At 62.0% G+C, this 22,590-nt stretch carries 19 protein-coding genes; 14 read left to right on the forward strand and 5 right to left on the reverse strand.

All coding sequences use genetic code 11. From position 1 onward, the window contains the following. The first annotated feature begins 120 nt into the window (after positions 1–120). Positions 121–906 (forward strand): outer membrane protein OmpK, encoded by a 786-nt coding sequence (locus CWR53_RS15085; protein WP_100851971.1) that lies wholly within the window; start codon positions 121–123, stop codon positions 904–906. 354 nt (positions 907–1,260) lie between these two features. Then, positions 1,261–2,043 carry an outer membrane protein OmpK gene (locus tag CWR53_RS15090; RefSeq protein WP_023535873.1) on the forward strand — a complete coding sequence of 261 codons (783 nt, stop codon included), beginning with the start codon at positions 1,261–1,263 and terminating at the stop codon, positions 2,041–2,043. Between the two features lie 53 nt (positions 2,044–2,096). Here CWR53_RS15090 and CWR53_RS15095 read toward each other — a convergent pair whose 3' ends face one another. Then, positions 2,097–3,017, reverse strand: a complete 921-nt coding sequence (locus tag CWR53_RS15095) for a DUF808 domain-containing protein (RefSeq protein ID WP_100851972.1) — start codon at positions 3,015–3,017, stop codon at positions 2,097–2,099. A 283-nt stretch (positions 3,018–3,300) separates the two neighbouring features. On the opposite strand from CWR53_RS15095, the gene poxB reads away from it, so the two are divergent. Together poxB and CWR53_RS15105 are read left to right on the forward strand one after the other, a co-directional pair. Continuing rightward, complete coding sequence (gene poxB, locus CWR53_RS15100; protein ID WP_100851973.1) at positions 3,301–5,025, forward strand: ubiquinone-dependent pyruvate dehydrogenase; 1,725 nt, start codon at positions 3,301–3,303, stop codon at positions 5,023–5,025. Positions 5,026–5,151: 126 nt separating this feature from the next. Continuing rightward, positions 5,152–5,763: a TetR/AcrR family transcriptional regulator gene (locus CWR53_RS15105; RefSeq protein WP_100851974.1), complete on the forward strand. Its 612-nt coding sequence runs from the start codon at positions 5,152–5,154 to the stop codon at positions 5,761–5,763. 81 nt (positions 5,764–5,844) lie between these two features. On the opposite strand, the gene CWR53_RS15110 is transcribed toward CWR53_RS15105, so the two are convergent. After that, the gene (locus CWR53_RS15110; RefSeq protein ID WP_078478866.1) at positions 5,845–6,285 is read right to left on the reverse strand and encodes a heme-binding protein; all 441 of its coding nucleotides are present in this window, start codon (positions 6,283–6,285) and stop codon (positions 5,845–5,847) included. 246 nt (positions 6,286–6,531) lie between these two features. On the opposite strand from CWR53_RS15110, the gene gcl reads away from it, so the two are divergent. From gcl to pyk, 5 genes are all read left to right on the forward strand, one after another. Next, positions 6,532–8,307 (forward strand): glyoxylate carboligase, encoded by a 1,776-nt coding sequence (gene gcl, locus CWR53_RS15115; protein WP_100851975.1) that lies wholly within the window; start codon positions 6,532–6,534, stop codon positions 8,305–8,307. A gap of 49 nt (positions 8,308–8,356) precedes the next feature. Continuing rightward, positions 8,357–9,139 carry a hydroxypyruvate isomerase gene (hyi, locus tag CWR53_RS15120; RefSeq protein ID WP_058605975.1) on the forward strand — a complete coding sequence of 261 codons (783 nt, stop codon included), beginning with the start codon at positions 8,357–8,359 and terminating at the stop codon, positions 9,137–9,139. 50 nt (positions 9,140–9,189) lie between these two features. Then, positions 9,190–10,083, forward strand: coding sequence for a 2-hydroxy-3-oxopropionate reductase (locus CWR53_RS15125; protein ID WP_058605974.1), 894 nt, complete (start codon positions 9,190–9,192; stop codon positions 10,081–10,083). Positions 10,084–10,260: 177 nt separating this feature from the next. Next, entirely contained in the window at positions 10,261–11,535 is a 1,275-nt protein-coding gene (locus CWR53_RS15130; RefSeq protein ID WP_100851976.1) for a glycerate kinase, read from the forward strand. Next, positions 11,532–12,947, forward strand: coding sequence for a pyruvate kinase (gene pyk, locus CWR53_RS15135; RefSeq protein WP_100851977.1), 1,416 nt, complete (start codon positions 11,532–11,534; stop codon positions 12,945–12,947). The genes CWR53_RS15130 and pyk overlap by 4 nt, the downstream gene beginning before the upstream one ends. Positions 12,948–13,059: 112 nt before the next feature. On the opposite strand, the gene CWR53_RS15140 is transcribed toward pyk, so the two are convergent. Then, a protein-coding gene (locus CWR53_RS15140) for an IS3 family transposase (protein ID WP_375335469.1) occupies positions 13,060–14,429 on the reverse strand; the annotation gives its coding sequence in 2 pieces (ribosomal slippage) (positions 13,060–13,947 and positions 13,950–14,429; 1,368 coding nt in all). Positions 14,430–14,607: 178 nt separating this feature from the next. Between CWR53_RS15140 and CWR53_RS15145 the strand changes: the two genes are divergently transcribed. The 3 genes from CWR53_RS15145 to CWR53_RS15155 all read left to right on the forward strand — a co-directional run bounded on the left by CWR53_RS15145 (position 14,608) and on the right by CWR53_RS15155 (position 17,558). After that, the gene (locus CWR53_RS15145) at positions 14,608–15,483 is read left to right on the forward strand and encodes an urea transporter (RefSeq protein WP_100851978.1); all 876 of its coding nucleotides are present in this window, start codon (positions 14,608–14,610) and stop codon (positions 15,481–15,483) included. 44 nt (positions 15,484–15,527) lie between these two features. After that, on the forward strand, positions 15,528–16,352 hold the full coding sequence (locus tag CWR53_RS15150) for an ion transporter (protein ID WP_058605970.1): 825 nt from the start codon (positions 15,528–15,530) through the stop codon (positions 16,350–16,352). A gap of 207 nt (positions 16,353–16,559) precedes the next feature. Next, positions 16,560–17,558: a sulfate ABC transporter substrate-binding protein gene (locus CWR53_RS15155; protein ID WP_058605969.1), complete on the forward strand. Its 999-nt coding sequence runs from the start codon at positions 16,560–16,562 to the stop codon at positions 17,556–17,558. 32 nt (positions 17,559–17,590) lie between these two features. Here CWR53_RS15155 and CWR53_RS15160 read toward each other — a convergent pair whose 3' ends face one another. After that, positions 17,591–18,553, reverse strand: a complete 963-nt coding sequence (locus CWR53_RS15160; protein WP_100851979.1) for a class I SAM-dependent methyltransferase — start codon at positions 18,551–18,553, stop codon at positions 17,591–17,593. A gap of 500 nt (positions 18,554–19,053) precedes the next feature. On the opposite strand from CWR53_RS15160, the gene CWR53_RS15165 reads away from it, so the two are divergent. Further along, positions 19,054–20,586 carry an NCS1 family nucleobase:cation symporter-1 gene (locus CWR53_RS15165; RefSeq protein ID WP_100851980.1) on the forward strand — a complete coding sequence of 511 codons (1,533 nt, stop codon included), beginning with the start codon at positions 19,054–19,056 and terminating at the stop codon, positions 20,584–20,586. 16 nt (positions 20,587–20,602) lie between these two features. Then, positions 20,603–21,331 carry an aspartate/glutamate racemase family protein gene (locus CWR53_RS15170; RefSeq protein ID WP_100851981.1) on the forward strand — a complete coding sequence of 243 codons (729 nt, stop codon included), beginning with the start codon at positions 20,603–20,605 and terminating at the stop codon, positions 21,329–21,331. A 54-nt stretch (positions 21,332–21,385) separates the two neighbouring features. On the opposite strand, the gene CWR53_RS15175 is transcribed toward CWR53_RS15170, so the two are convergent. Further along, on the reverse strand, positions 21,386–22,579 hold the full coding sequence (locus tag CWR53_RS15175; protein ID WP_100851982.1) for a D-amino acid dehydrogenase: 1,194 nt from the start codon (positions 22,577–22,579) through the stop codon (positions 21,386–21,388). Positions 22,580–22,590: the final 11 nt, after the last annotated feature.

Below are 22,590 nucleotides of genomic sequence, written 5' to 3' on the forward strand. Positions count from 1 at the left end.
GCCCTGGTCGCCCGTGCTTTACCCCTGAATCACTGCTGTGCCGTCGGCCCACCCCGCGTGGGCCGCCCGGGGCGCGCACGCGCCTGACAACCCACAAGAACAACATCCGGGAGCTGTCACATGAACCACATCTCCACAGCCTTGTTGCTGGGCACCAGCCTGCTGGCCAGCGTACCGAGCCAGGCCGGCCAATGGCTGCAATGGCACGGCGAGAGCCTGACCTACCTGTACGGCAAGGATTTCAAGATCAACCCTGGCATCCAGCAGACGCTCACGTTCGAGCACGCCAACAAGTGGAAATACGGCGACACCTTCCTGTTCGTCGACAAGATTTTCTACAACGGCAAGGCCGATCCCGGCAAAGGGGTGACCACCTACTACGGCGAGTTCAGCCCTCGTTTCTCGCTGGGCAAGATCCTCGACCGCAAGCTCGCGTTCGGCCCGGTCAAGGACGTGCTGCTGGCCATGACCTACGAGCGTGGCGAAGGTGACAATCAAGCCTACCTGATCGGCCCAGGCTTTGACCTCGACGTGCCAGGCTTCAACTATTTCGTGCTCAATTTCTACGTGCGCAATACCGAAGGCAGCCGCCCCGGCGACAACGTATGGCAGATCACGCCTGCCTGGTCCTACACCGTGCCACTGGGCAAGTCCGACATTCTGATAGACGGCTACATGGACTGGGTGACCGACAACGACCAGAACCGACGGGGCACCTATCACGCCAACCTGCACTTCAACCCGCAGGTGAAATACGACTTGGGCAAGGCGCTGAGCCTGGGCGACAAGCAGCTGTACGTGGGCTTGGAGTACAGCTACTGGAAGGACAAATACGGCATCGACAGCCGGGGCGCCCTGGACAGCAATCAGAGCGTGGCCAGTGCCTTGATCAAGGTACACTTCTGACAACCTGACCACATGCACAGGTTTGCTCCACCGTGCTCCACGACGGAGCACTTGAGGCCAGGCGCGCAAGCCAGTAATCTGCGCGCCCCCTCGATCAGGGCAGAACGGATTCTGCCTGCGTTTACTGACCGCTCAGTCAATGAATTCGGGCGGTTGGCCAACGTGTTGCCAGCCTGAAAGACCCTTTTCATCCGTTCAGAACGACGTCGAGCAGGACGGTTTCGCCAACCGGGAGAAAGTTGGCTCAACCCTTGCCAGACAGCTGTGGCCCATCGAAAAAAGCTGACTAAAAAGACAGAAAAAGCGCCAACACCGAGCGCTGACAACAGATCAACCAAGGGAGCGACATCCGCAATGCGTACCATCAACAGCCTGATCCTCGCCGGCGGCCTGCTGGCCTGTGGCACCACCTTCGCCGGCGACCTGCTGCAGTGGCAGAGCAACAGCCTGACCTACCTGTGGGGCAAGAACTTCAAGGTCAACCCGTCGACCCAACAGACCCTGACCTTCGAGCACGCCGACGGCTGGAAGTACGGCGATAACTTCCTGTTCGTCGACAAGATCTTCTACCAAGGCCAGAAGGACGCCGGCAACGGTCCCAACACCTACTACGGCGAGATCAGCCCGCGCCTGTCGTTCAACAAGATCTTCGACCAGAAGCTGTCCTTCGGCCCAGTCAAGGACGTGCTGCTGGCCATGACCTATGAGTTTGGCGAGGGCGACACGGAAGCCTACCTGATCGGCCCCGGCTTCGACCTGGACATCCCAGGCTTTGACTACTTCCAGCTGAACTTCTACCAGCGCACCACCGATGGCAGCCGCCCTGGCGACAATGTCTGGCAGATCACCCCGGTGTGGGCCTACACCATCCCGGTCGGCTCCTCCGACGTGTTGATCGATGGCTTCATGGACTGGGTGGTGGACAACGATGAAAACCGCCGTGGCACCTACCACGCCAACCTGCACTTCAACCCGCAGATCAAGTATGACCTGGGCAAAGCCATGCACCTGGGCGAGAAGCAGCTGTACGTGGGTGTTGAGTACGACTATTGGAAGAACAAGTACGGCATCAAGGACTCCGGCGCCTTCACCACCGACCAGAACACCATGAGCTTCCTGGTCAAGGTGCTGTTCTGATCACGTCATGATGACAGGGCCGCCAGGCGGCCCCTTTGCCCAAGCGGTGTCGCTCAACCGGCAGCGCGTGCGCGAACCCAAGAGAATCCGCCGACCACCAGTGCCGTCAGGCCTCCGGCGACAGCCCCGACAACCCCGAACACGACGTGCTTGGCAACCGCTTCCCAGCTTCCACTGTGCGCAACCCAGCCTTCGATGACATGCTCCAGGGGTGCAATGCCTTCGGCAATGAATGTCCCGCCCACCAAGAACATCGCGACCGTTCCGATCCAGGACAGCGCCTTCATCAGGAAAGGCGCGGCCGAGACCAGCACTTCGCCCAACTTTCTGACCGCACGGCCCCACATACCCTGGGCCTTGGATTTCGCCAAGGCGAACCCTGCGTCGTCCAGTCGCACGATGCCAGCGACCAGCCCATAGACGCCCATCGTCATGACCAGGGCGATCAGAACCAAGGTCAGGATCTGCTGGTACAGCGGAGCCTCAGCCACCACGTTGAGGGTGATGACGATGATCTCCGCGCTCAAAATGAAGTCGGTCTTGATCGCCCCTTTGATCTTGCGTTGCTCATACGCGGCCAGTTCCTCGGGGGTTTTGGGAAGCGCCTTTTTTCCTTGCGCCTTGGCGCCATGCTCGCTGCGGGAAAACTTGTCCTTGATCGCCTCGAAGCCCTCGTAGCACAGATACAGGCCGCCGGCCATGAGCAGCCATTTGACCGCTGTCGGCAGCACCGCACTGAGGATCAGGGCGCAGGGCACCAGGATGGCCTTGTTCTTCAGAGAGCCCTTGAATACGGCCCATACCACCGGCAGTTCGCGATCGGCCTTCATGCCCGTCACTTGCTCGGCGTTAACGGCCAAGTCATCGCTCAGCACGCTGGCCGACTTCTTGGCCGCGACCTTGGTCATCAACGAGATGTCATCCAACAGGGCCGCGATGTCATCCAACAACGCAAAAAAACTGCTGCCAGCCATTCCATTCACCCTTAGTAGACGCGTGCGATTTCATCATCCTGAAACGCCTGAATAGCCAGACGTGCTCCCAGGGCAATCACGATGGCATACAGACCGGCCGGTGGCTGAACAGTTCTGCCGGGCGCGTGTGCGGTGGCCTGTCGGCAGCAGAGGAGGTTCAGGGCAGCGTCAGGCACGGGGCAGCGCGCATGACGATTCGTTCATGGACGCAAACGAACAGCCGTGGCCAAGCGCCTGTCTCTATCTCATCGATCACGTCCTTTCATTCGCACCAGGAGTATTCATGGCAAAGCTCAACATGGCCCAGCAGTTGGCCTCGACCCTCGAACAGGCCGGTATCAAACGGATCTGGGGCCTGACCGGCGACAGCCTCAATGGCCTGACCGACGCCCTGCGCAGCATGGACAGCATCGAATGGATGCACGTGCGCCATGAGGAAGTCGCCGCCTTCGCCGCCGGTGCCGAGGCGGCGGTCACCGGTGAGTTGACGGTGTGCGCTGGCAGTTGCGGGCCGGGCAACCTGCACTTGATCAATGGCCTGTTCGACTGCCACCGCAACCGGGTGCCCGTGCTGGCCATCGCCGCGCAGATCCCCTCCTCGGAGATTGGCCTGAACTACTTCCAGGAAACCCATCCGCAAGAACTGTTCAAGGAATGCAGCCATTTCATCGAACTGGTCAGCAACCCTGCACAGATGCCGCAGGTGCTGCACCGGGCCATGCGCTCGGCCATCCTCAATCGCGGTGTGGCGGTGGTGGTGATTCCCGGTGACGTATCGCTGCTGGAGGTCGAGCAGAAACCGGCGGCCTGGCCCTCCCTGCAGCAGCCACGCATCCTGCCTACGGAAGTCGATCTGCAGCGCCTGACCGAGTTGTTGCAGGACAGCCACAAGGTGACCCTGCTGTGCGGCAGCGGCTGCGCCGGTGCGCATGACCAGGTCGTGGCCCTGGCCGATGCACTCGGCGCACCGGTGGTCCATGCGTTGCGCGGCAAGGAGCATGTGGAATGGGACAACCCCTTCGATGTCGGCATGACGGGCTTGATCGGCTTCAGTTCCGGTTACCACGCGATGCTCGGCTGCGACACGCTGGTGATGCTGGGCACCGACTTCCCCTACCGGCAGTTTTTCCCAAGCGACGCCAAGATCGTGCAGGTCGACCGTGATCCGCAAGCGCTGGGACGACGCGCAACGTTATCGCTGGGCATCGCTGCCGATGTCGGCGAAACCCTCAACGCCTTGCTGCCACGCCTGACGCGCAAGACCGATCGGCGCTTCCTGGATGATGCACTCAAAGCCTACCGCAAGGCGCGGCAGGGGCTGGACGATCTGGCGGTACCCTCCAAGGGTGACCGGCCGATCCACCCACAATACGTCACGCGCCTGCTCAGCGAACTGGCCAGCGAAGACGCGATCTTCACCGCCGACGTCGGTTCGCCCACGGTCTGGGCGGCGCGTTACCTGAAGATGAATGGCCAGCGTCGCCTGGTCGGCTCGTTCAACCACGGCTCGATGGCCAACGCCATGCCACAGGCCATGGGCGCACAAGCGGCCTTCCCGGGGCGCCAGGTAATCTCGATGAGTGGCGACGGTGGGTTCAGCATGCTGATGGGTGACTTCATCTCGCTCGCCCAGCTCAAGCTGCCCGTGAAGGTGGTGGTGTTCAATAACGCGTCACTGGGCTTCGTCGCCATGGAAATGAAGGCTGCCGGTTATCTGGATACCGGCACCGACCTGCACAACCCCGACTTCGCCGCCATGTCCAATGCCATGGGCATTCTGGGCATTCGCGTCGAGCGCTCCGAAGACCTGGAGCAGGCCCTGCGCCGTGCCCTGGCCCACGACGGCCCCGTACTGCTCGATGTAGTCACCGCCACGCAAGAGCTGGTCATGCCGCCGGCGATCAAGCTGGAGCAGGCCAAGGGCTTTAGCCTGTACATGCTCAAGGCCGTGATGAGCGGGCGCGGCGACGAGGTGCTGGACCTGGCGAAGACCAACCTGCTGCGCTAGCGCCCACGTGCGCGACTGGATGCAAAGGCCCTGCCCAAAGCCGCTGCCTTGAGCCGCCATTGGGCACGGTGCTACCATGCCGGCTGCCTCTTCAGAGGTGGCCTGACACGAGGAAAATCCCTGACCATGAGCACCATTCGCGAGCGCAACAAGGAATTGATCCTACGCGCGGCCAGCGAGGAATTCGCCGACAAGGGCTTCGCAGCCACCAAAACCAGCGATATTGCCGCCAAGGCTGGCCTGCCCAAGCCCAACGTCTACTACTACTTCAAGTCCAAAGACAACCTGTACCGCGAGGTGCTGGAAAGCATCATCGCACCGATCATGCAGGCCTCCACCCCGTTCAACGCCGATGGCGATCCTCGCGAGGTGCTGAGCGCCTACATTCGTTCCAAGATCCGCATCTCCCGCGACCTGCCCCATGCTTCGAAGGTGTTCGCCAGCGAAATCATGCATGGCGCCCCGCATTTGTCGCCCAGCCAGGTCGAACAGCTCAACGAGCAGGCGCGGCACAACATCGAGTGCATCCAGCACTGGATAGAGCGCGGCCAGATCGCCCACGTCGATGCGCATCACCTGATGTTCAGCATCTGGGCGGCAACCCAGACGTACGCTGATTTCGACTGGCAGATCTCGGCAGTGACCGGCAAGGCCAAGCTGGCCGACAGCGACTACGACGCGGCGGCCGAAACCATCATCCGCATGGTGCTCAAAGGCTGCGAACCCGAGCCGGCCTGAGCAGTACCGCCTTGCCGTTTGCCCTGCCCCGTCCCAGGTCCTCTGGGGACTGGGGCATCGAGCAACGGCAGTTGATGCGGGTCAGGCCACCGCGCCCGCATCGGCGCGCAGCCCCAGCGCCTCGATGGCACTGATCGCACACTGCTCGTCGATATCCGATGTGTCCCCGCTGATCCCCACCGCCCCCAGCACCCGCCCATCCTGATCACGCACCAGCACACCGCCTGGCGCCGGCACGACCGCCCGTTCGCCCAACCCGTTGAGCGCGGCGAAGAAGGCCGGCCGTTGCTGCGCATCCAGCGCCAGCAGACGCGAGCCCTTGCCCAGTGCTATCGCACCCCAGGCTTTGCCCGTGGCGACCTCGGGTCGGATCAGGCTCGCCCCGTCTTCACGCTGCAAGGCAAGCAAGTGCCCACCGGCATCGAGCACCGCCACCGTCAGCGGCGCCGCCTGGATGGTACGCCCGGCAGCCAATGCGGCGTTTACCAGGCTCAGCGCCAGGTTCAGGTTCAAAGCATTCATGGGAAGGTCCTCTTTTTATTGTGAGAAGCCCTGAGGGCAGTTGAAAACCGATACCGCAATAGAACACAACCGAAAATATTTTTGTATACAATATTTAGATTCAATCGTATTCGATAGCGCAAACACCCTATTTCGCGGCCGCTTCGACTTGCCCGATCAAAACCCATTGACCAGATCACCTGAGCGTGAATACACTGAATCGCAACGCAGGTTGTATACAATTACAAAATCGATGAGGCACAAATCATGAGCAAAATGAGAGCAATCGATGCAGCCGTACTGGTCATGCGCCGTGAAGGCGTGGTGACTGCGTTCGGCATCCCAGGGGCTGCCATCAACCCGTTTTATTCGGCCCTGAAAAAAGTGGGTGGCATCGATCACGTCCTCGCTCGCCACGTCGAAGGCGCCTCGCACATGGCAGAGGGCTACACCCGTGCCAACCCCGGCAACATCGGTGTGTGCATCGGCACCTCCGGCCCGGCGGGCACGGACATGGTCACCGGCCTTTACAGCGCCAGTGCCGACTCCATTCCGATCCTGTGCATCACTGGCCAGGCGCCACGCGCCCGCCTGCACAAGGAGGACTTCCAGGCCGTGGACATCACCAGCATTGTCAAGCCCGTCACCAAGTGGGCAACCACCGTGCTGGAGCCTGGCCAGGTGCCGTATGCGTTCCAGAAAGCGTTCTTCGAAATGCGCAGCGGCCGGCCCGGCCCGGTACTGATCGACCTGCCATTCGACGTGCAGATGGCTGAAATCGAGTTCGACATCGACGCCTATGAACCGCTGCCCGTGCACAAGCCTTCCGCCACGCGCGTCCAGGCGGAAAAGGCCCTTGCCATGCTCAACGAGGCCGAACGGCCCTTGCTGGTGGCAGGCGGCGGCATCATCAACGCCGACGCCAGCGACAAACTGGTCGAATTCGCCGAATTGACCGGTGTGCCAGTGATCCCGACGCTCATGGGCTGGGGCACCATCCCGGATGACCACCCGCTGATGGTCGGAATGGTCGGCCTGCAAACCTCCCACCGCTATGGCAACGCCACCCTGCTCAAATCCGACCTGGTACTGGGCATCGGCAACCGCTGGGCCAACCGCCATACCGGTTCCGTGGACGTGTACACCGAAGGCCGGAAATTCGTGCATGTGGATATCGAGCCGACCCAGATCGGCCGCGTGTTCACCCCAGACCTGGGCATCGTTTCCGATGCCGGCAAGGCCCTGGACGTGTTCCTGGAAGTCGCCAGAGAATGGCAAGCCGCCGGCAAACTCAAGTGCCGCCAGGCCTGGCTTGAAGACTGCCAGCAGCGCAAGGCCAGCCTGCAGCGCAAGACCCATTTCGACAACGTGCCGGTCAAGCCCCAGCGCGTGTACCAGGAGATGAACCAGGTGTTCGGCAAGGACACCTGCTATGTCAGCACCATTGGTCTGTCGCAGATCGCCGGTGCGCAGTTCCTGCACGTGTACAAGCCACGGCACTGGATCAACTGCGGCCAAGCCGGCCCACTGGGCTGGACCATCCCTGCGGCACTGGGTGTGGTCAAGGCCGACCCCACGCGCCAGGTCGTGGCCTTGTCGGGCGACTACGACTTCCAGTTCATGATCGAGGAACTGGCCGTCGGGGCGCAGTTCAACCTGCCCTACGTCCACGTGCTGGTGAATAACGCCTATCTGGGGCTGATTCGCCAGGCCCAGCGTGGTTTCGACATGGACTACTGTGTACAACTGGCGTTCGAGAACATCAACGCCACCGACGCTGCCAGCTATGGCGTCGATCACGTCGCCGTGGTCGAAGGCCTGGGCTGCAAGGCCCTGCGGATATTCGAGCCGGCCGACATCGCCCCTGCCCTGCTAAAAGCACGGCAAATGGCCGAGCAGTTCCGCGTGCCGGTCGTGGTCGAGATCATTCTTGAACGGGTTACCAACATTTCCATGGGCACCGAGATCAACGCGGTCAACGAGTTCGAAGACCTCGCCCTGGTCGGCAACGATGCGCCGACCGCCATCTCGCTGCTGGACTGATCGCCTGACGCCCCGGCTGGCCCGGGGCTCTCAACGCAAGGAGACAACCATGCCTCGCTTCGCTGCCAACCTGTCCATGCTGTTCACCGAGCAGGACTTCCTGGCCCGCTTCAAGGCCGCCGCCGACGCCGGTTTCAGGGGTGTCGAATACCTGTTCCCCTACGATTTCAGCGCTGCCGAAATCCAGGCGCAGCTCAAGGCTCACGGCCTGACCCAGGTGCTGTTCAATCTTCCCGCGGGGGATTGGTCCAAGGGTGAGCGTGGCATCACCTGCCACCCGGACCGCGTCGAAGAATTCCGTGCAGGTGTCGACAAGGCCATCGAGTACGCCAAGGTGCTGGGCAACACCCAGGTCAACGCCCTGGCTGGGATTCGCCCAGACGGCCCGGACTGCGCCACCGTGCGCAAGACCTTTGTGGAAAACCTGCGCTATGCCGCCGACAAGCTCCAGGCCGCCGGTATTCGCCTGGTCATGGAAATGATCAACACCCGCGACATTCCGGGCTTCTACCTCAACACCACCGAGCAGGCATTGGCCATCCAGGCCGAAGTGGGCAGCGACAACCTGTTCCTGCAATACGACATCTACCACATGCAGATCATGGAAGGTGACCTGGCGCGCACCATGGAAACCAACTTGCAACTGATCAACCACATCCAGCTGGCCGACAACCCGGGCCGTCACGAGCCGGGTACTGGCGAGATCAACTACCGCTTCCTGTTCGAGCACCTGGACCGCATCGGCTACCAGGGCTGGGTGGGCGCGGAATACAAGCCCAAGACCACCACCGAAGCGGGCCTGGGCTGGCTGAAAACGCACAACGCGATCTGAATCACTGCTCCCATCGGGACCGCGAACAACTATAAAAGAGGTAATTTCTCATGGCTAAAATCGGTTTTCTCGGCACTGGCATCATGGGCAAACCCATGGCGCAGAATCTGCAAAAAGCAGGTCACAGCCTCTTCGTTTCCACCCACCACGACGCAGCACCAGCCGACCTGATCGCCGCCGGTGCCGTGGCCCTGGCCAACCCGAAGGAAGTGGCCCAGGAAGCCGAGTTCATCATCGTCATGGTGCCGGACACCCCACAGGTCGAAAGCGTCCTGTTCGGTGAAAACGGCGTCGCCGAAGGCGTGGGCCCGAACAAGGTAGTGATCGACATGAGCTCGATCTCCCCTACCGCCACCAAAGCCTTTGCCGAGAAGATCAAGGCCACTGGCGCTGCCTATCTGGACGCCCCGGTGTCTGGCGGTGAAGTCGGCGCCAAGGCCGCGACCCTGAGCATCATGGTCGGCGGCTGCCCAAAAGCCTTCGAGCGCGCCCTGCCGCTGTTCCAGAGCATGGGCAAGAACATCACCCTGGTAGGCGGCAATGGTGACGGTCAGACCGCGAAGGTGGCCAACCAGATCATCGTCGCCCTGAACATCCAGGCCGTCAGCGAGGCGTTGCTGTTTGCCGCGAAGAACGGCGCCGACCCGGCCAAGGTGCGCGAGGCGCTGATGGGCGGCTTCGCATCGTCGAAAATTCTGGAAGTGCACGCCGAGCGCATGATCAAAGGCACCTTCGACCCAGGCTTCCGCATCAACCTGCACCAGAAGGACCTTAACCTGGCCCTGCAAGGCGCCAAGGAACTGGGCATCAACCTGCCTAACACTTCCAATGCCCAGCAAGTGTTCAACACCTGCCAGGCCCTGGGTGGCGGCAACTGGGACCACTCGGCGCTGATCAAGGGCCTGGAGCACATGGCCAATTTCTCGATCCGCGACGACCGCTGATCCGAGCGCCGGGCCTGCCTTGCAGCCCTGCTGCCGGTAACCCGGCACACCTGTTACGCCCCTTGGCTGAGCACAGCCAGGGGTGAACCCGAGCAACACCGCCCCTGGTTCGGCCTGCACGGAGGCCGTTCCAGGGGCGTTCTCGATTGTGCAGAACAACAATAAAGGGAGCCTGCCATGTCGGTCGATCCACAGAAACTGCTGCGTGAGCTGTTCGACACAGCCATCGCCGCCGCCCACCCCAGCCACGTGCTCGAACCCTACCTGCCCGCCGACCGCAGCGGTCGGGTGATCGTCATCGGCGCAGGCAAGGCTGCCGCCGCCATGGCCGAGGTGGTCGAGAAGCACTGGCAAGGCGAGGTCAGCGGCCTGGTCGTGACCCGCTACGGCCATGGTGCCAACTGCCGACACATCGAAGTGGTCGAAGCCGCCCACCCGGTGCCTGATGCGGCCGGCCTGGCGGTTGCCAGGCGCGTGCTGGAACTGGTCGGCAACCTCAGCGAGCAGGATCGGGTGATATTCCTGCTGTCCGGCGGCGGCTCTGCCTTGCTGGCGCTGCCCGCCGCCAACCTGACCCTGGCGGACAAACAGCACATCAACAAGGCCCTGCTCAAATCCGGCGCCACCATCGGCGAGATGAACTGCGTGCGCAAGCACCTCTCGGCGATCAAGGGTGGGCGCCTGGCCAAGGCCTGCTGGCCGGCCACGGTCTACACCTACGCGATCTCGGACGTGCCGGGCGACCTGGCCACGGTCATCGCTTCAGGCCCCACCGTGGCCGACCCGAGCACCTCGGCCGAGGCACTGGCGATCCTCAAGCGCTACGCCATCGACGCCCCACAGGCTGTCATCGACTGGCTCAACGACCCGGCCTCGGAAACCCTCAAGGCTGGCGACCCAGCCCTGGCCCGCAGCCATTTCCAGCTGATCGCCAAGCCTCAACAGTCGCTCGAAGCTGCGGCGGTCAAGGCGCGCCAGGCAGGTTTCAGCCCGTTGATATTGGGCGACCTGGAAGGTGAGTCACGGGAAGTGGCCAAGGTGCATGCAGGCATTGCCCGGCAAATCGTCCAGCATGGCCAGCCGCTCAAGGCCCCTTGCGTGATTCTGTCCGGCGGCGAGACCACCGTCACCGTGCGCGGTAATGGCCGCGGCGGGCGCAACGCGGAATTTCTGCTCAGCCTCACCGAAAGCCTCAAGGGCCTGCCGGGCGTCTACGCACTGGCAGGCGACACCGACGGCATCGACGGCTCGGAAGAAAACGCCGGCGCTGTCATGACGCCTAGCAGCTACGCACGCGCCCAAGCCTTGGGCCTTTCGGCCAGCGACGAGCTGGACGACAACAACGGCTACGGCTATTTCGCCGCACTCGATGCGCTGATCGTCACCGAACCCACGCGCACCAACGTCAATGACTTTCGCGCCATCCTGATTCTCGAGACCGACCCCTCATGACGCCTGACAAGAAAGTGAAAATCCTCGCCACCCTGGGCCCGGCTACGGGTGGCATCGACGATGTGCGGCAACTGGTGGAAGCAGGCGTGAACATTTTTCGTCTCAATTTCAGCCATGGCGAGCACGCCGACCATGCGCTGCGCTATCAGTGGATCCGCGAGGTGGAGCAGCAGCTGAACTATCCACTGGGCATTCTCATGGACCTGCAAGGCCCCAAGCTGCGGGTGGGTCGTTTTGCCGAAGGCAAGGTGCACTTGCAACGCGGTCAAGCCTTGCGCCTGGACCTGGACAAGACTCCAGGCGACAGCAGCAGGGTCAACCTGCCGCACCCGGAAATCATCGCGGCGCTGGAACCTGGCATGGACCTGCTGCTGGACGACGGCAAGTTGCGCCTGCGTGTTACCGCCAAACACAGCGATGCGATCGACACCGAAGTGCTGAACGGTGGCGAGCTGTCCGACCGCAAGGGCGTCAACGTGCCGCAAGCGGTGCTCGACCTCTCCCCGCTCACCGAAAAAGACCGCCGCGACCTGGCTTTCGGCCTGGAGCTGGGCGTGGATTGGGTGGCCCTGTCATTTGTACAGCGCCCCGAGGACATCCTTGAAGCGCGACAGCTGATTGGCGAACGCGCCTACCTGATGGCCAAGATCGAGAAGCCCTCGGCGGTTGAACAACTGCAAGCCATCGCCGAACTGGCAGACGCGATCATGGTGGCCCGTGGCGACCTGGGCGTGGAAGTACCGGCCGAGAGCGTGCCGCAGATTCAGAAGCGCATCATCGGCACCTGCCGGCAGCTGGGTAAACCGGTGGTAGTGGCTACGCAGATGCTCGAATCGATGCGTTTCTCGCCAGCACCGACCCGTGCCGAAGTCACCGACGTGGCCAACGCCGTGGCCGAAGGTGCGGACGCTGTGATGTTGTCGGCGGAGACGGCCTCGGGTGACTACCCGCTCGAAGCCGTGCAGATGATGAGCAAGATTATCCGCCAGGTGGAGAACGGCCCGGACTACCAGGCCCAGCTCGACGTCGGCCGGCCGAAAGCCGAGGCCACCGTATCGGACGCCATCAGCTGCGCCATCCGCCGCATCAGCGGCATCCTGCCGGTGGCGGTGCTGGTCAACTACAGCGAGTCGGGCGCCTCGACTCTGCGTGCTGCGCGCGAGCGGCCACGGGCACCGATCCTCAACCTGACGCCGAACCTGAACACCGCTCGCCGCCTGAGCGTAGCCTGGGGCGTGCATTCGGTAGTGAATGACCGCCTACGCCAAGTGGACGAAGTGGTTTCCACTGCGCTGGAAATTGCCCAGGCCCAAGGCATGGCTAACCGTGGCGACACGCTTCTGATCACTGCCGGTGTGCCTTTCGGCAAGCCAGGCTCGACCAACACGCTGCGGATCGAGACGTTGAACTGAGATCCCCGGTGGCGCTCTGCGCCCCAGTCGCGGGGCAAGCCCCCTTCCACAGGATGCGCGCCGCTCCATGGCACAGCGCAGATGAGCTGCGCCCCAAATGTTGGACAGTTGGTTAGCCTATCTCAGCCTGAGTCCTGTAAGCCACAGGGCTCAGGCCGTTGAGCTTCATTTTGATTCGATCATGGTTGTAATAATGGATGTATTCAGCCAACCCCGCCTTAAGCTCAGCCACGCTTGCGAAGCGCTCACGGTGGAAGTACTCCGATTTGAGCGTCCCAAAAAAGCTTTCCATCGCCGCGTTGTCCAGGCAGTTGCCCTTGCGTGACATGCTCTGTTCAAGCCCTGCTTCTTTCAACCGCTTGCAGTAGTCAGGGTATCGATAATGCCAGCCTTGATCTGAGTGCAAGAGCGGCCGGCTGTTAGCTGGTAGCCTATTGATTGCTGTCTCCAACATTTCGCCTACCAAGGTAAATCGGGGTCGGGAGTCGGTACGATAGGCAACGATCTCGCCGTTATAAAGATCCATGATCGGAGAAAGGTATAGCTTCTCACCTGCCACTTTGAACTCGGTAACATCCGTTACCCACTTTTGATTTGGCTGGTCTGCGCGGAAGTCGCGCTTAAGGATGTTGGGGGCGGCTTCGCCCATTAGCCCCCGATAAGATTTGTACTTCTTGGGGCGCACTGTACATTTCAGGTCCAGTTCGGCCATCAGACGGCGTACCTTCTTACTGTTAACCGATTGCCCTTCGCTACGCAGCGTAGAGGTGACTCGCCGATACCCGTAGCGGCCGCGGTGCCGGTGGCTGATGTCTTGTATCAACGTTTTGAGCGAGGCACACCGATCCCCAGCCTCGAGCACGCCGAGCTGGTAATAATAAGTGCTGCGCGACAAATGAGCTGCTTTGAGCAGCCAGGCAAGCGGGTAAAGCTTACGTAGCGCCGCGACTAGCCGGGTTTTTTCCTGGCTATCTTCTTCTTCGCCTTCTCCTCGTCTAGCTCCTCGAGCTTTTTTAGATAGGCGTTCTCCGCTTCGAGCTGGGCTAGCCTTGTCAGCAACTGCTCGCGAGTGAGTTGCTCAGTAGGCGTGGATGAAACGTCTTCAGACTTGCGGGGTGCTTTAGGCATCGCGGTAATCACTGGCTTCTTACGGGGCGGTCGGGGTTGATGTCCGCCACTGTAATACTGTTCCTCCCAACTGCGAACCAGTGTGGAATTGCCGAGGTTGTAAAGCGCTGACGTGGCACGCAACGAAAGGTCTTCGCGCCATTTATGATGAAGAACGGCGAGCTTGAACTCGGCGCTGTAATGGCGGCCTGTTTTCTCCAGACTGGCCTGACCGTGCGTACGGTAGGCCACGACCCAGCGACGAAGGAGCGTCGGATCCATTTGGAACTGTGCGGCAACATGGCGAAAGCCATACCCGCGATCAAGAAAGGCCTGAATGGCTGACAGCTTGAACTGCTTTGAATACCTGCGCATAAAAACCCCAAAAGTGGACGGATGTCCAACATTTGGGGCGCAGCTCAAGACCTTGTGGGAGCGGGCTTGCCCCGCGAATGGAGGGCGCAGCCCTCCCCGAACACCGATGTACCAGACCTGCGGAAAATCGAGGCCCAAAGAGGCCCACCGCCCTCCCATCCACCTCACTGACTGCCCCATGTACACCAAAAATTTCGTAAACCCGTGCCCCGACTGGGCCACGGCGCTGCTAAACGGCTTCAGCCAGGTGCTGTTGCTGCGTAACCCCTTGTGCGGGCTATGCTGCCTGCTGGCGATCTTGTTGACCGCACCGGCGCTGCTGGGCGGCGCGCTGCTTGGCGCGCTGGCAGGCCTGCTGGCGGCACAGGCCCGCGGCTACGACCGCGCCGATCGACAGGCTGGGCTGTACAGCTACAACGGCGTGCTCATCGGTTTGTTGATCAGCGCGGTGCTGCCCTGGTCGATCATTCAGCCACCGCTGGTAATCGCTGCCGCCGGCCTGTCCAGCATCATCACCCACCAATGGCGCAAGCGGGGGGGCAAGCTGCTGGTCGCCTACACGGCGCCCTTCGTACTGCTGGGCTGGGGCACGTTGCTATTCGTGCAGACGGCTACAGCACCTGTGGTGGTCGAGGCCGACCTGGCGAGTGCCCTGGCAAGAGGGGTCGGGCAGATTTTCCTGCTCGATCAACCCCTGGCCGGGCTGCTGATCATCGTCGGCCTATTGATCGCCAACCCGTATGCTTGTCTCTGGGCGGTCATAGGCTCTGCCGCGGGTGCAGGTCTGGCACTGCTCGTGGGTGATGCGCAGTCAGCATGGATGGGGCTGTATGGATTCAACGCAGCCCTGGCAGCCCTGGCTTTCAGCCGACAAGGGGAAAAACCCTGGGTCACGCTGCTGGCCATCGGCCTGGCGCTGGCGTTGCAGCCGCTTTTGAGCAGGCTGCCGGTCCCGGCGCTCACGGCACCCTTCGTCGCCGCCTGCTGGCTCATCCACTTCGGTCGTCACCTGAAGCTTGGCAAACGCCAGACCCCGGGGCGCTTGCATAGCTGAAAGGCACCCCATAGGCTCAGCCGACTTCACGATGGACAGAGCCAATGAACAAACCTGCAAGCCTGCGCGAGCGGCTTTACGTGATCGTCTTCCAGAGCGATACCGTGGCCGGAAGACGCTTCGACAAGACCCTGTTGCTGATCATCCTGGCCAGCCTGGTCACGGTCATCCTGGACAGCATCGACGAGGTGCATCGCGGGTACGGGGGCCTGCTGGCCGCGATCGAATGGGGCTTTACCGCCATTTTCCTGTGCGAATACCTGACACGGTTGTACTGCTCGCCCCGGCCCTTGCGCTACGCGTTCAGCTTCTACGGCCTGGTGGATCTGCTGGCGATCGTGCCGGGCATCATCGCGCTGTACTACAGCGACGCGCAGTACCTGCTGATCGTGAGGGTCATCCGCATGTTGCGGATCTTCCGTGTGCTCAAGCTCAGCCCGTACCTCAAGCAGGCCAATTACCTGCTCGATGCCCTGCGCGGCAGCAAGCAGAAGATCATCGTGTTTCTGGTCAGCGTCTCGACGCTGGTCACCGTGTTCGGCACCCTCATGTATGTGATCGAAGGCCCGGAACATGGCTTCACGAGCATTCCCAAGGGGATCTACTGGGCCATCGTCACGCTGACCACGGTCGGGTTCGGCGATATCGTGCCCAGAACGCCATTGGGCCAGGTACTGTCTTCACTGGTGATGATCATCGGCTACTCGATCATCGCGGTGCCGACCGGGATCTTTACGGCCGAGCTCGCCAATGCCATGCGGGGAGAACAACTGCAGCACGCTTGCCCGACCTGCAGCAAGAAATCCCATGAGAGTGGCGCGGCGTTTTGTGCCCGGTGTGGAAACGCGTTGTTCCCGAAATCCGGTTGAATGAGGCGCCCCTGACGAGACCTGAAGGGCTCGCTCACCTTGAAGGCTGAGCGAGTAATCAGGTGGGCAAAGCCCCGGGACAACTGCCAGGACCGCCAATCGGCCAGCGCATATAAGCAAAGACGCATTGATTCTTTAATACCTGAAGAACAAGACGCTATAGTCGCTGGCACATTGCCCAACATTCATACCCATAAGGAATGCGTCGTGAAAAAGTTCTTCACCGTCTCGCTGGCCGCCGCCAGCCTGGCCTTCGGCACCCTGGCCCACGCTGCCCCGACCTTGCTGAACGTTTCCTACGACGTGATGCGTGACTTCTACAAGGATTACAACCCCGCCTTCCAGAAGCACTGGGAGGCCGAGCATAACGAGAAGGTCAATGTGCAGATGTCCTTCGGTGGCTCGAGCAAACAGGCGCGCGCGGTGATCGATGGCCTGCCGGCCGACGTGATCACCATGAACATGGCAACCGACATCAATGCCTTGGTCGACAACGGCAAACTGATCCCTGACAACTGGGTCACGCGCCTGCCGAACAACAGTGCGCCGTTCACCTCTGCCACGGTGTTCATCGTGCGCAAAGGCAACCCCAAGGCATTGAAAGACTGGCCCGACCTGCTCAAGGATGGCGTACAGGTCATCGTACCCAACCCCAAGACCTCGGGTAACGGCCGCTACACCTACCTGTCGGCGTGGGGCTATGTGCTCAAGCAAGGCGGTGACGAGAACAAGGCGCGCGCGTTCGTCGGCAAGCTGTTCAAGCAGGCGCCGGTGCTCGACACCGGTGGTCGCGCCGCCACCACCACGTTCATGACCAACCAGATTGGCGATGTGCTGGTGACGTTCGAGAACGAAGCCGAAATGATCGCCCGCGAATTCGGTCGCGATCAGTTCGAGGTGGTTTACCCAAGCGTGTCGGCCGAAGCCGAGCCGCCGGTGAGCGTGGTCGATAAAGTCGTCGCCCGCAAAGGCACTCAGGCGGTGGCCGAGGAATACCTGAAATACCTGTGGTCCCCGGCGGCCCAGGAACTCGCCGCCCAGAACTACCTGCGCCCACGCGATGCGACTGTGTTGGCCAAGTACACCGACCGTTTCCCCAAGGTTGAATTCCTCTCGGTCGAGAAGACCTTTGGTGACTGGCGCACCGTGCAGAAAACGCATTTCAACGATGGGGGCGTGTTCGATCAGATTTATACCGGTCAGTGAAGCGGGCTGAGCGGGGTCAGCCGCGCACGCGCCTAGGGGCTTGAGCTTCGCCGCGTGGGCCCGCCCCATCCACCCAACCGAAACACCAACGCCTTCAACCCCCCAGCCGGATCCACATCCGGAAACTCGGGCGGGTTCTGCAGGCGTTCGACGAAGGCAAGGCCGGGCGCGTGCTCGGCCATGCCCTCGATCAAGAACTCAGGCCCGATGCCCGGGTCGTTCACACAGGCCAACACCGTCCCACCTTCATTCAACAGCTCAGGCAAGCGCCGCAGTATCTTCGCGTAGTCCTGGGTCAGCACGAAGCTACCGCGCTGGAAGGTAGGCGGATCGATGATGATCAGATCGTAAGGCCCGTATTTGCGCACCTTGCCCCACGACTTGAACAGCTCATGGCCCAGGTAGGCCACCCGGGACGGGTCGTGCTGGTTAAGGCGGTGGTTATCGCGCCCTCGGGACAGTGCCGATTTGGCCATGTCCAGGTTCACCACCTGCTCGGCGCCACCTGCAATCGCCGCCACCGAAAAACCACAGGTGTAGGCAAACAGGTTCAGCACGCGCTGCCCCTTGGCCTGGGCGCGCACCCACCGGCGACCAAGGCGCATGTCCAGGAACAAGCCATTGTTCTGGCGTACCCCCAGGTCCAGCAGGTAGGTCAGACCGTCCTCGATCACTTCACGTTGCTGACACGGCTCGCCCACCAGCCATTGACCGGGGCTGTCGGGCAGGTAACGGTGTTGCAGCAGGATCGCCTGGCCTGTCCACTGCTCAAGGCGCGACAGCCGCAACAGCATCGCCTCAAGCGCTGCCAATTGTCCTTCCGGGGGCTCACGGAACAAGGCGACCGACAACACGCCTTGAAGCCAGTCCACCGTGATTTGCTCAAGACCAGGCCAGCAACGGCCACGACCGTGGAAAAGACGACGGGTTTCTTCAGGGGCGGGGTTCAGGGCGGCAAGCAGATGCTGCTCGAGGGCGGCAATCGGAGAGGTCATGTCAGGTCACATCGGTAAGCGGAGTCGTATTTTACATGGCAAGGCCACGAAGGGACGCCATCTCGGATTGTCTATTTTTTGTACACACTAATGTCACCTTAAGTGCCATTTTTGTGTGCACTTGCACCGATTAAGCCCCGATGTGTTACATGAAGCGCTCATTGAATGCTGACTAACTGATCAACTAAGCCCATGAATTCAAACAATTATTGACTTTATGGTCAGTTTAAAAACCTGATTTTTCAGCTTGTTACCGCAATATACCCGCTTTCCGAATGAACACCTTGGTGGTCGCTTACCCAAGCTGGCATGGAAATGGCTTTACTGTGCTTGTGTTTTGTATACAAGTTTCAACGAACATAAATACACAAGAACCCGCGACGCCGATTGACCGTCGGCCGCCGCGCCCAGAACCCGAGATGCCAAAGCTGCACCGACGAGATGGCGAGCCCGTGCGCTGCCCGCTCATCGCAGTCAACGTGCATCAGGAGCCCGCCGGAATGAGTAGCAGCCTCAACCTTGCCCCTGAACTATCCGTCGCCAGCACCCCGACCCACCCAACCCCGGCCGACACGATGCCGGACATGGCACTGAGCCCTCGCCTGCACAACCGGGACCTGGCCCCCACGCGCATCGCCGGACGCCGCTGGGGCCGTTACAGCATCTTCGCGCTGTGGACCAACGATGTGCACAACATCGCCAACTATTCATTTGCCATGGGCCTGTTCGCCCTGGGCCTGGGCGGCTGGCAGATATTGCTGTCGTTGGCCATTGGCGCGGCCCTGGTGTACTTCTTCATGAACCTGTCGGGCTACATGGGGCAGAAAACCGGCGTACCCTTCCCGGTCATCAGCCGCATCGCCTTCGGCATTCACGGCGCGCAGATCCCGGCGCTGATACGTGCGGTCATCGCCATCGCCTGGTTTGGCATCCAGACCTACCTGGCCTCAGTGGTCCTGCGCGTGCTGCTCAGCGCCGTCTGGCCGCAAATGGCAGCCTATGACCACGACAGCATCCTTGGCCTTTCCAGCCTGGGCTGGGCCTGTTTCGTGGCCATCTGGCTGGTGCAGCTGGTGATCCTCGCCTACGGCATGGAGATGGTGCGTCGCTACGAAGCCTTCGCAGGCCCTGTCATCCTGGTAACGGTCGCGGCGCTGGCGGTGTTCATGTACTTCAAGGCCGACACCCGCATCGCCTGGTCGGTGGCAGAGCCCCTGAGCGGCTACGAGATGTGGCGTAACATCTTTGCCGGCGGTGCCTTGTGGCTGGCCATCTACGGCACGCTGGTGCTCAACTTCTGCGACTTCGCCCGCTCCTCGCCGTGCCGCAAGACCATTCGCGTCGGCAATTTCTGGGGCCTGCCGGTGAACATCCTGGTGTTTGCCGTGATTACCGTCGTGCTGTGCGGCGCTCAATTCAAGATCAACGGCCAGATCATCGACAGCCCCACCCAGATCGTCGCAGCCATTCCTAACACCACCTTCCTGGTGCTGGGCTGCCTGTCGTTCCTGATCGTCACGGTCGCGGTCAATATCATGGCCAACTTCGTGGCGCCGGCCTTCGTGCTCAGCAACCTGGCACCGCGTCACCTCAACTTCCGCCGCGCGGGGCTGATCAGCGCCACGCTGGCGGTGCTGATCCTGCCGTGGAACCTGTACAACAGCCCCTTGGTGATCGTCTACTTCCTCTCCGGCCTGGGTGCATTGCTGGGCCCGTTGTACGGGGTGATCATGTCCGACTACTGGCTGCTGCGCAAAGGCTGCATCAACGTCCCGCAGCTCTACAGCGAAGACCCGGCCGGCGCGTATCACTACACCAAGGGCATCAACCTGCGCGCGGTCGCGGCGTTCGTGCCGGCGGCCCTGCTGGCCATCGTGCTGGCCCTGGTACCCAACTTCCACAGCGTCGCGCCCTTCTCGTGGCTGATCGGGGCTGGCATCGCCGCCGCCCTGTACCTGTTGATCGCGCCGCGCAACCGTCATTACCACGACGTCAGCGGCGAATGCATCGCCGTCGACCACAGCAGCCACTGAACAAGGAGGACTGCCCATGCGAATCCTGATTGCCAACGTCAACACCACCGAAGCCATCACCGAGGCCATCGCCGAGCAGGCCCGCGCCGTGGCGGCGCCGGGCACCGAGATCATCGGCCTAACGCCGTGGTTCGGCGCAGAATCGGTGGAGGGCAACTTCGAGAGTTACCTGGCCGCTATCGCCGTGATGGATCGGGTACTGGCCTATGAGGGTCCCTATGATGCCGTGATCCAGGCCGGTTATGGCGAGCACGGCCGTGAAGGCTTGCAGGAGCTGCTGAACGTGCCGGTGGTGGACATCACCGATGCCGCCGCCAGTACCGCCATGTACCTGGGCCACGCTTACTCGGTGGTCACCACCCTGGACCGTACCGTGCCCTTGATCGAGGACCGCCTCAAACTCTCCGGGCTCTACGATCGGTGCGCCTCGGTACGCGCCAGCGGCCTGGCGGTGCTGGAGCTCGAGGCCGATCCGCAGCGCGCTGTCGAGGCCATCGTCGAGCAGGCCGAACGGGCCGTACGCGATGACAGGGCCGAGGTCATCTGCCTGGGATGCGGAGGCATGGCTGGGCTGGACGAGCAGATCCGCCAGCGCACCGGGGTACCGGTGGTCGATGGGGTCAGCGCGGCGGTGACCATCGCCGAGTCGCTGGTGCGCCTGGGTCTGAGTACGTCCAAGGTCCGCACCTACGCGACCCCTCGGGTAAAGAAGGTCATAGGCTGGCCGATGCGGCTCGGCCGCTAGGGCACCACGGCGCAACCTGCGCGGGATCGGCAACCGACCCTGCGCAGGGCCTGCTCAACCGATCATTCTGGCCAGCCGCTGGCCACTGCCGCAGGCCAGGGTGAAGCCCAGCGCGCCATGGCCAAGGTTGAGCCAAAGGTTGCGATAAGGCGTTGCGCCGATGATCGGCACACCGGTGGGCGTCGCCGGTCGCATGCCGGCCCACTCCACCGCGTGGGCATAATCGGCGGCGTGGGGCAGTGTCTCCAGGGCCAGGCGTCGCATGCTCTGCAACCGGCGCTTGTCCAGCGCCTCGTCCTGCCCCACGATGTCCACCATGGCCGCAACGCGCAGTTGCCGATCCAGCCGGGCATAGACGATCTTGCGCTCGTAGTCCGTCAGGCTGATTTCAGGCGCACGCTGCCCTGATGCTAGCGGCGCAGTCAGGCTGTACCCTTTGAGTGGATAGATCGGAATGTTCACCCCTGGCAACTTCAACGCAGCGCTGCGGTAACCGGCGCACAGCACCAACTGATCGACTGCCAGTTCTTCGTGGCCAAGGCGCAGCGCTACCACCTGATGCCCACGGTGAAGCAGCTGGGTCACCGGCTGACCGAGCCGGAACCGGCATTGGCCGGAGGCTTGCAGCGCGGCGGCCAGGCGCAGGCAGAAGGCATGGCAGTCGCCCACCTCTTCGTCCGGGGTGAATACGCCACCCACGAAGGGCGACTCTTGCAGCGCAGGTTCCAGAGCCCGCAGCTCAGCAGCGCCCAGTACCTGCTGCTGATCAGGATCGGTCAGTTGCAGACGGCTGCGCTTGAACTGGGACTCGCTGCGAAACGCTACAAGCTTGCCATTGCGGCGCCAGGCAAAGTCGCCGAGGTCCTGGGCTTGGCGCCACTGGGCCAACACCGCCTGGCTGTGCAGGGCAAGGTCAAGCAAGACGGCGGCGTTGCGCCGATTGACGCCGCGTCGACATGCCAGGGTAAAGGCCAACAGCCAGCGCCACTGCGCCGGGTCCAGACGCAGGCGCAGGCGCAGCGGGGAATCGCCCTGCAGCAACCACCCCAGCGCCTGCCACGGCACGCCCGCATCAGCCAGTGGCGCGACGTAGCGGTAGGACAATTGACCGCCATTGGCAAAGCTGGTGGCCGCCCCCAAGGTGTCGTGGGCCTCGATCAATTCTACGCAATGGCCTTCCTGCACCAGCGCATAGGCCGTCGCCAGCCCGACCACGCCACCCCCTATCACCGTCACCTGACGCTTCATCTTTCGTCCCT

Origin of the sequence: Pseudomonas sp. SGAir0191 (assembly GCF_002812565.2) — a bacterium.
Classification (GTDB): Bacteria; Pseudomonadota; Gammaproteobacteria; order Pseudomonadales; family Pseudomonadaceae; genus Aquipseudomonas; species Aquipseudomonas parafulva_B.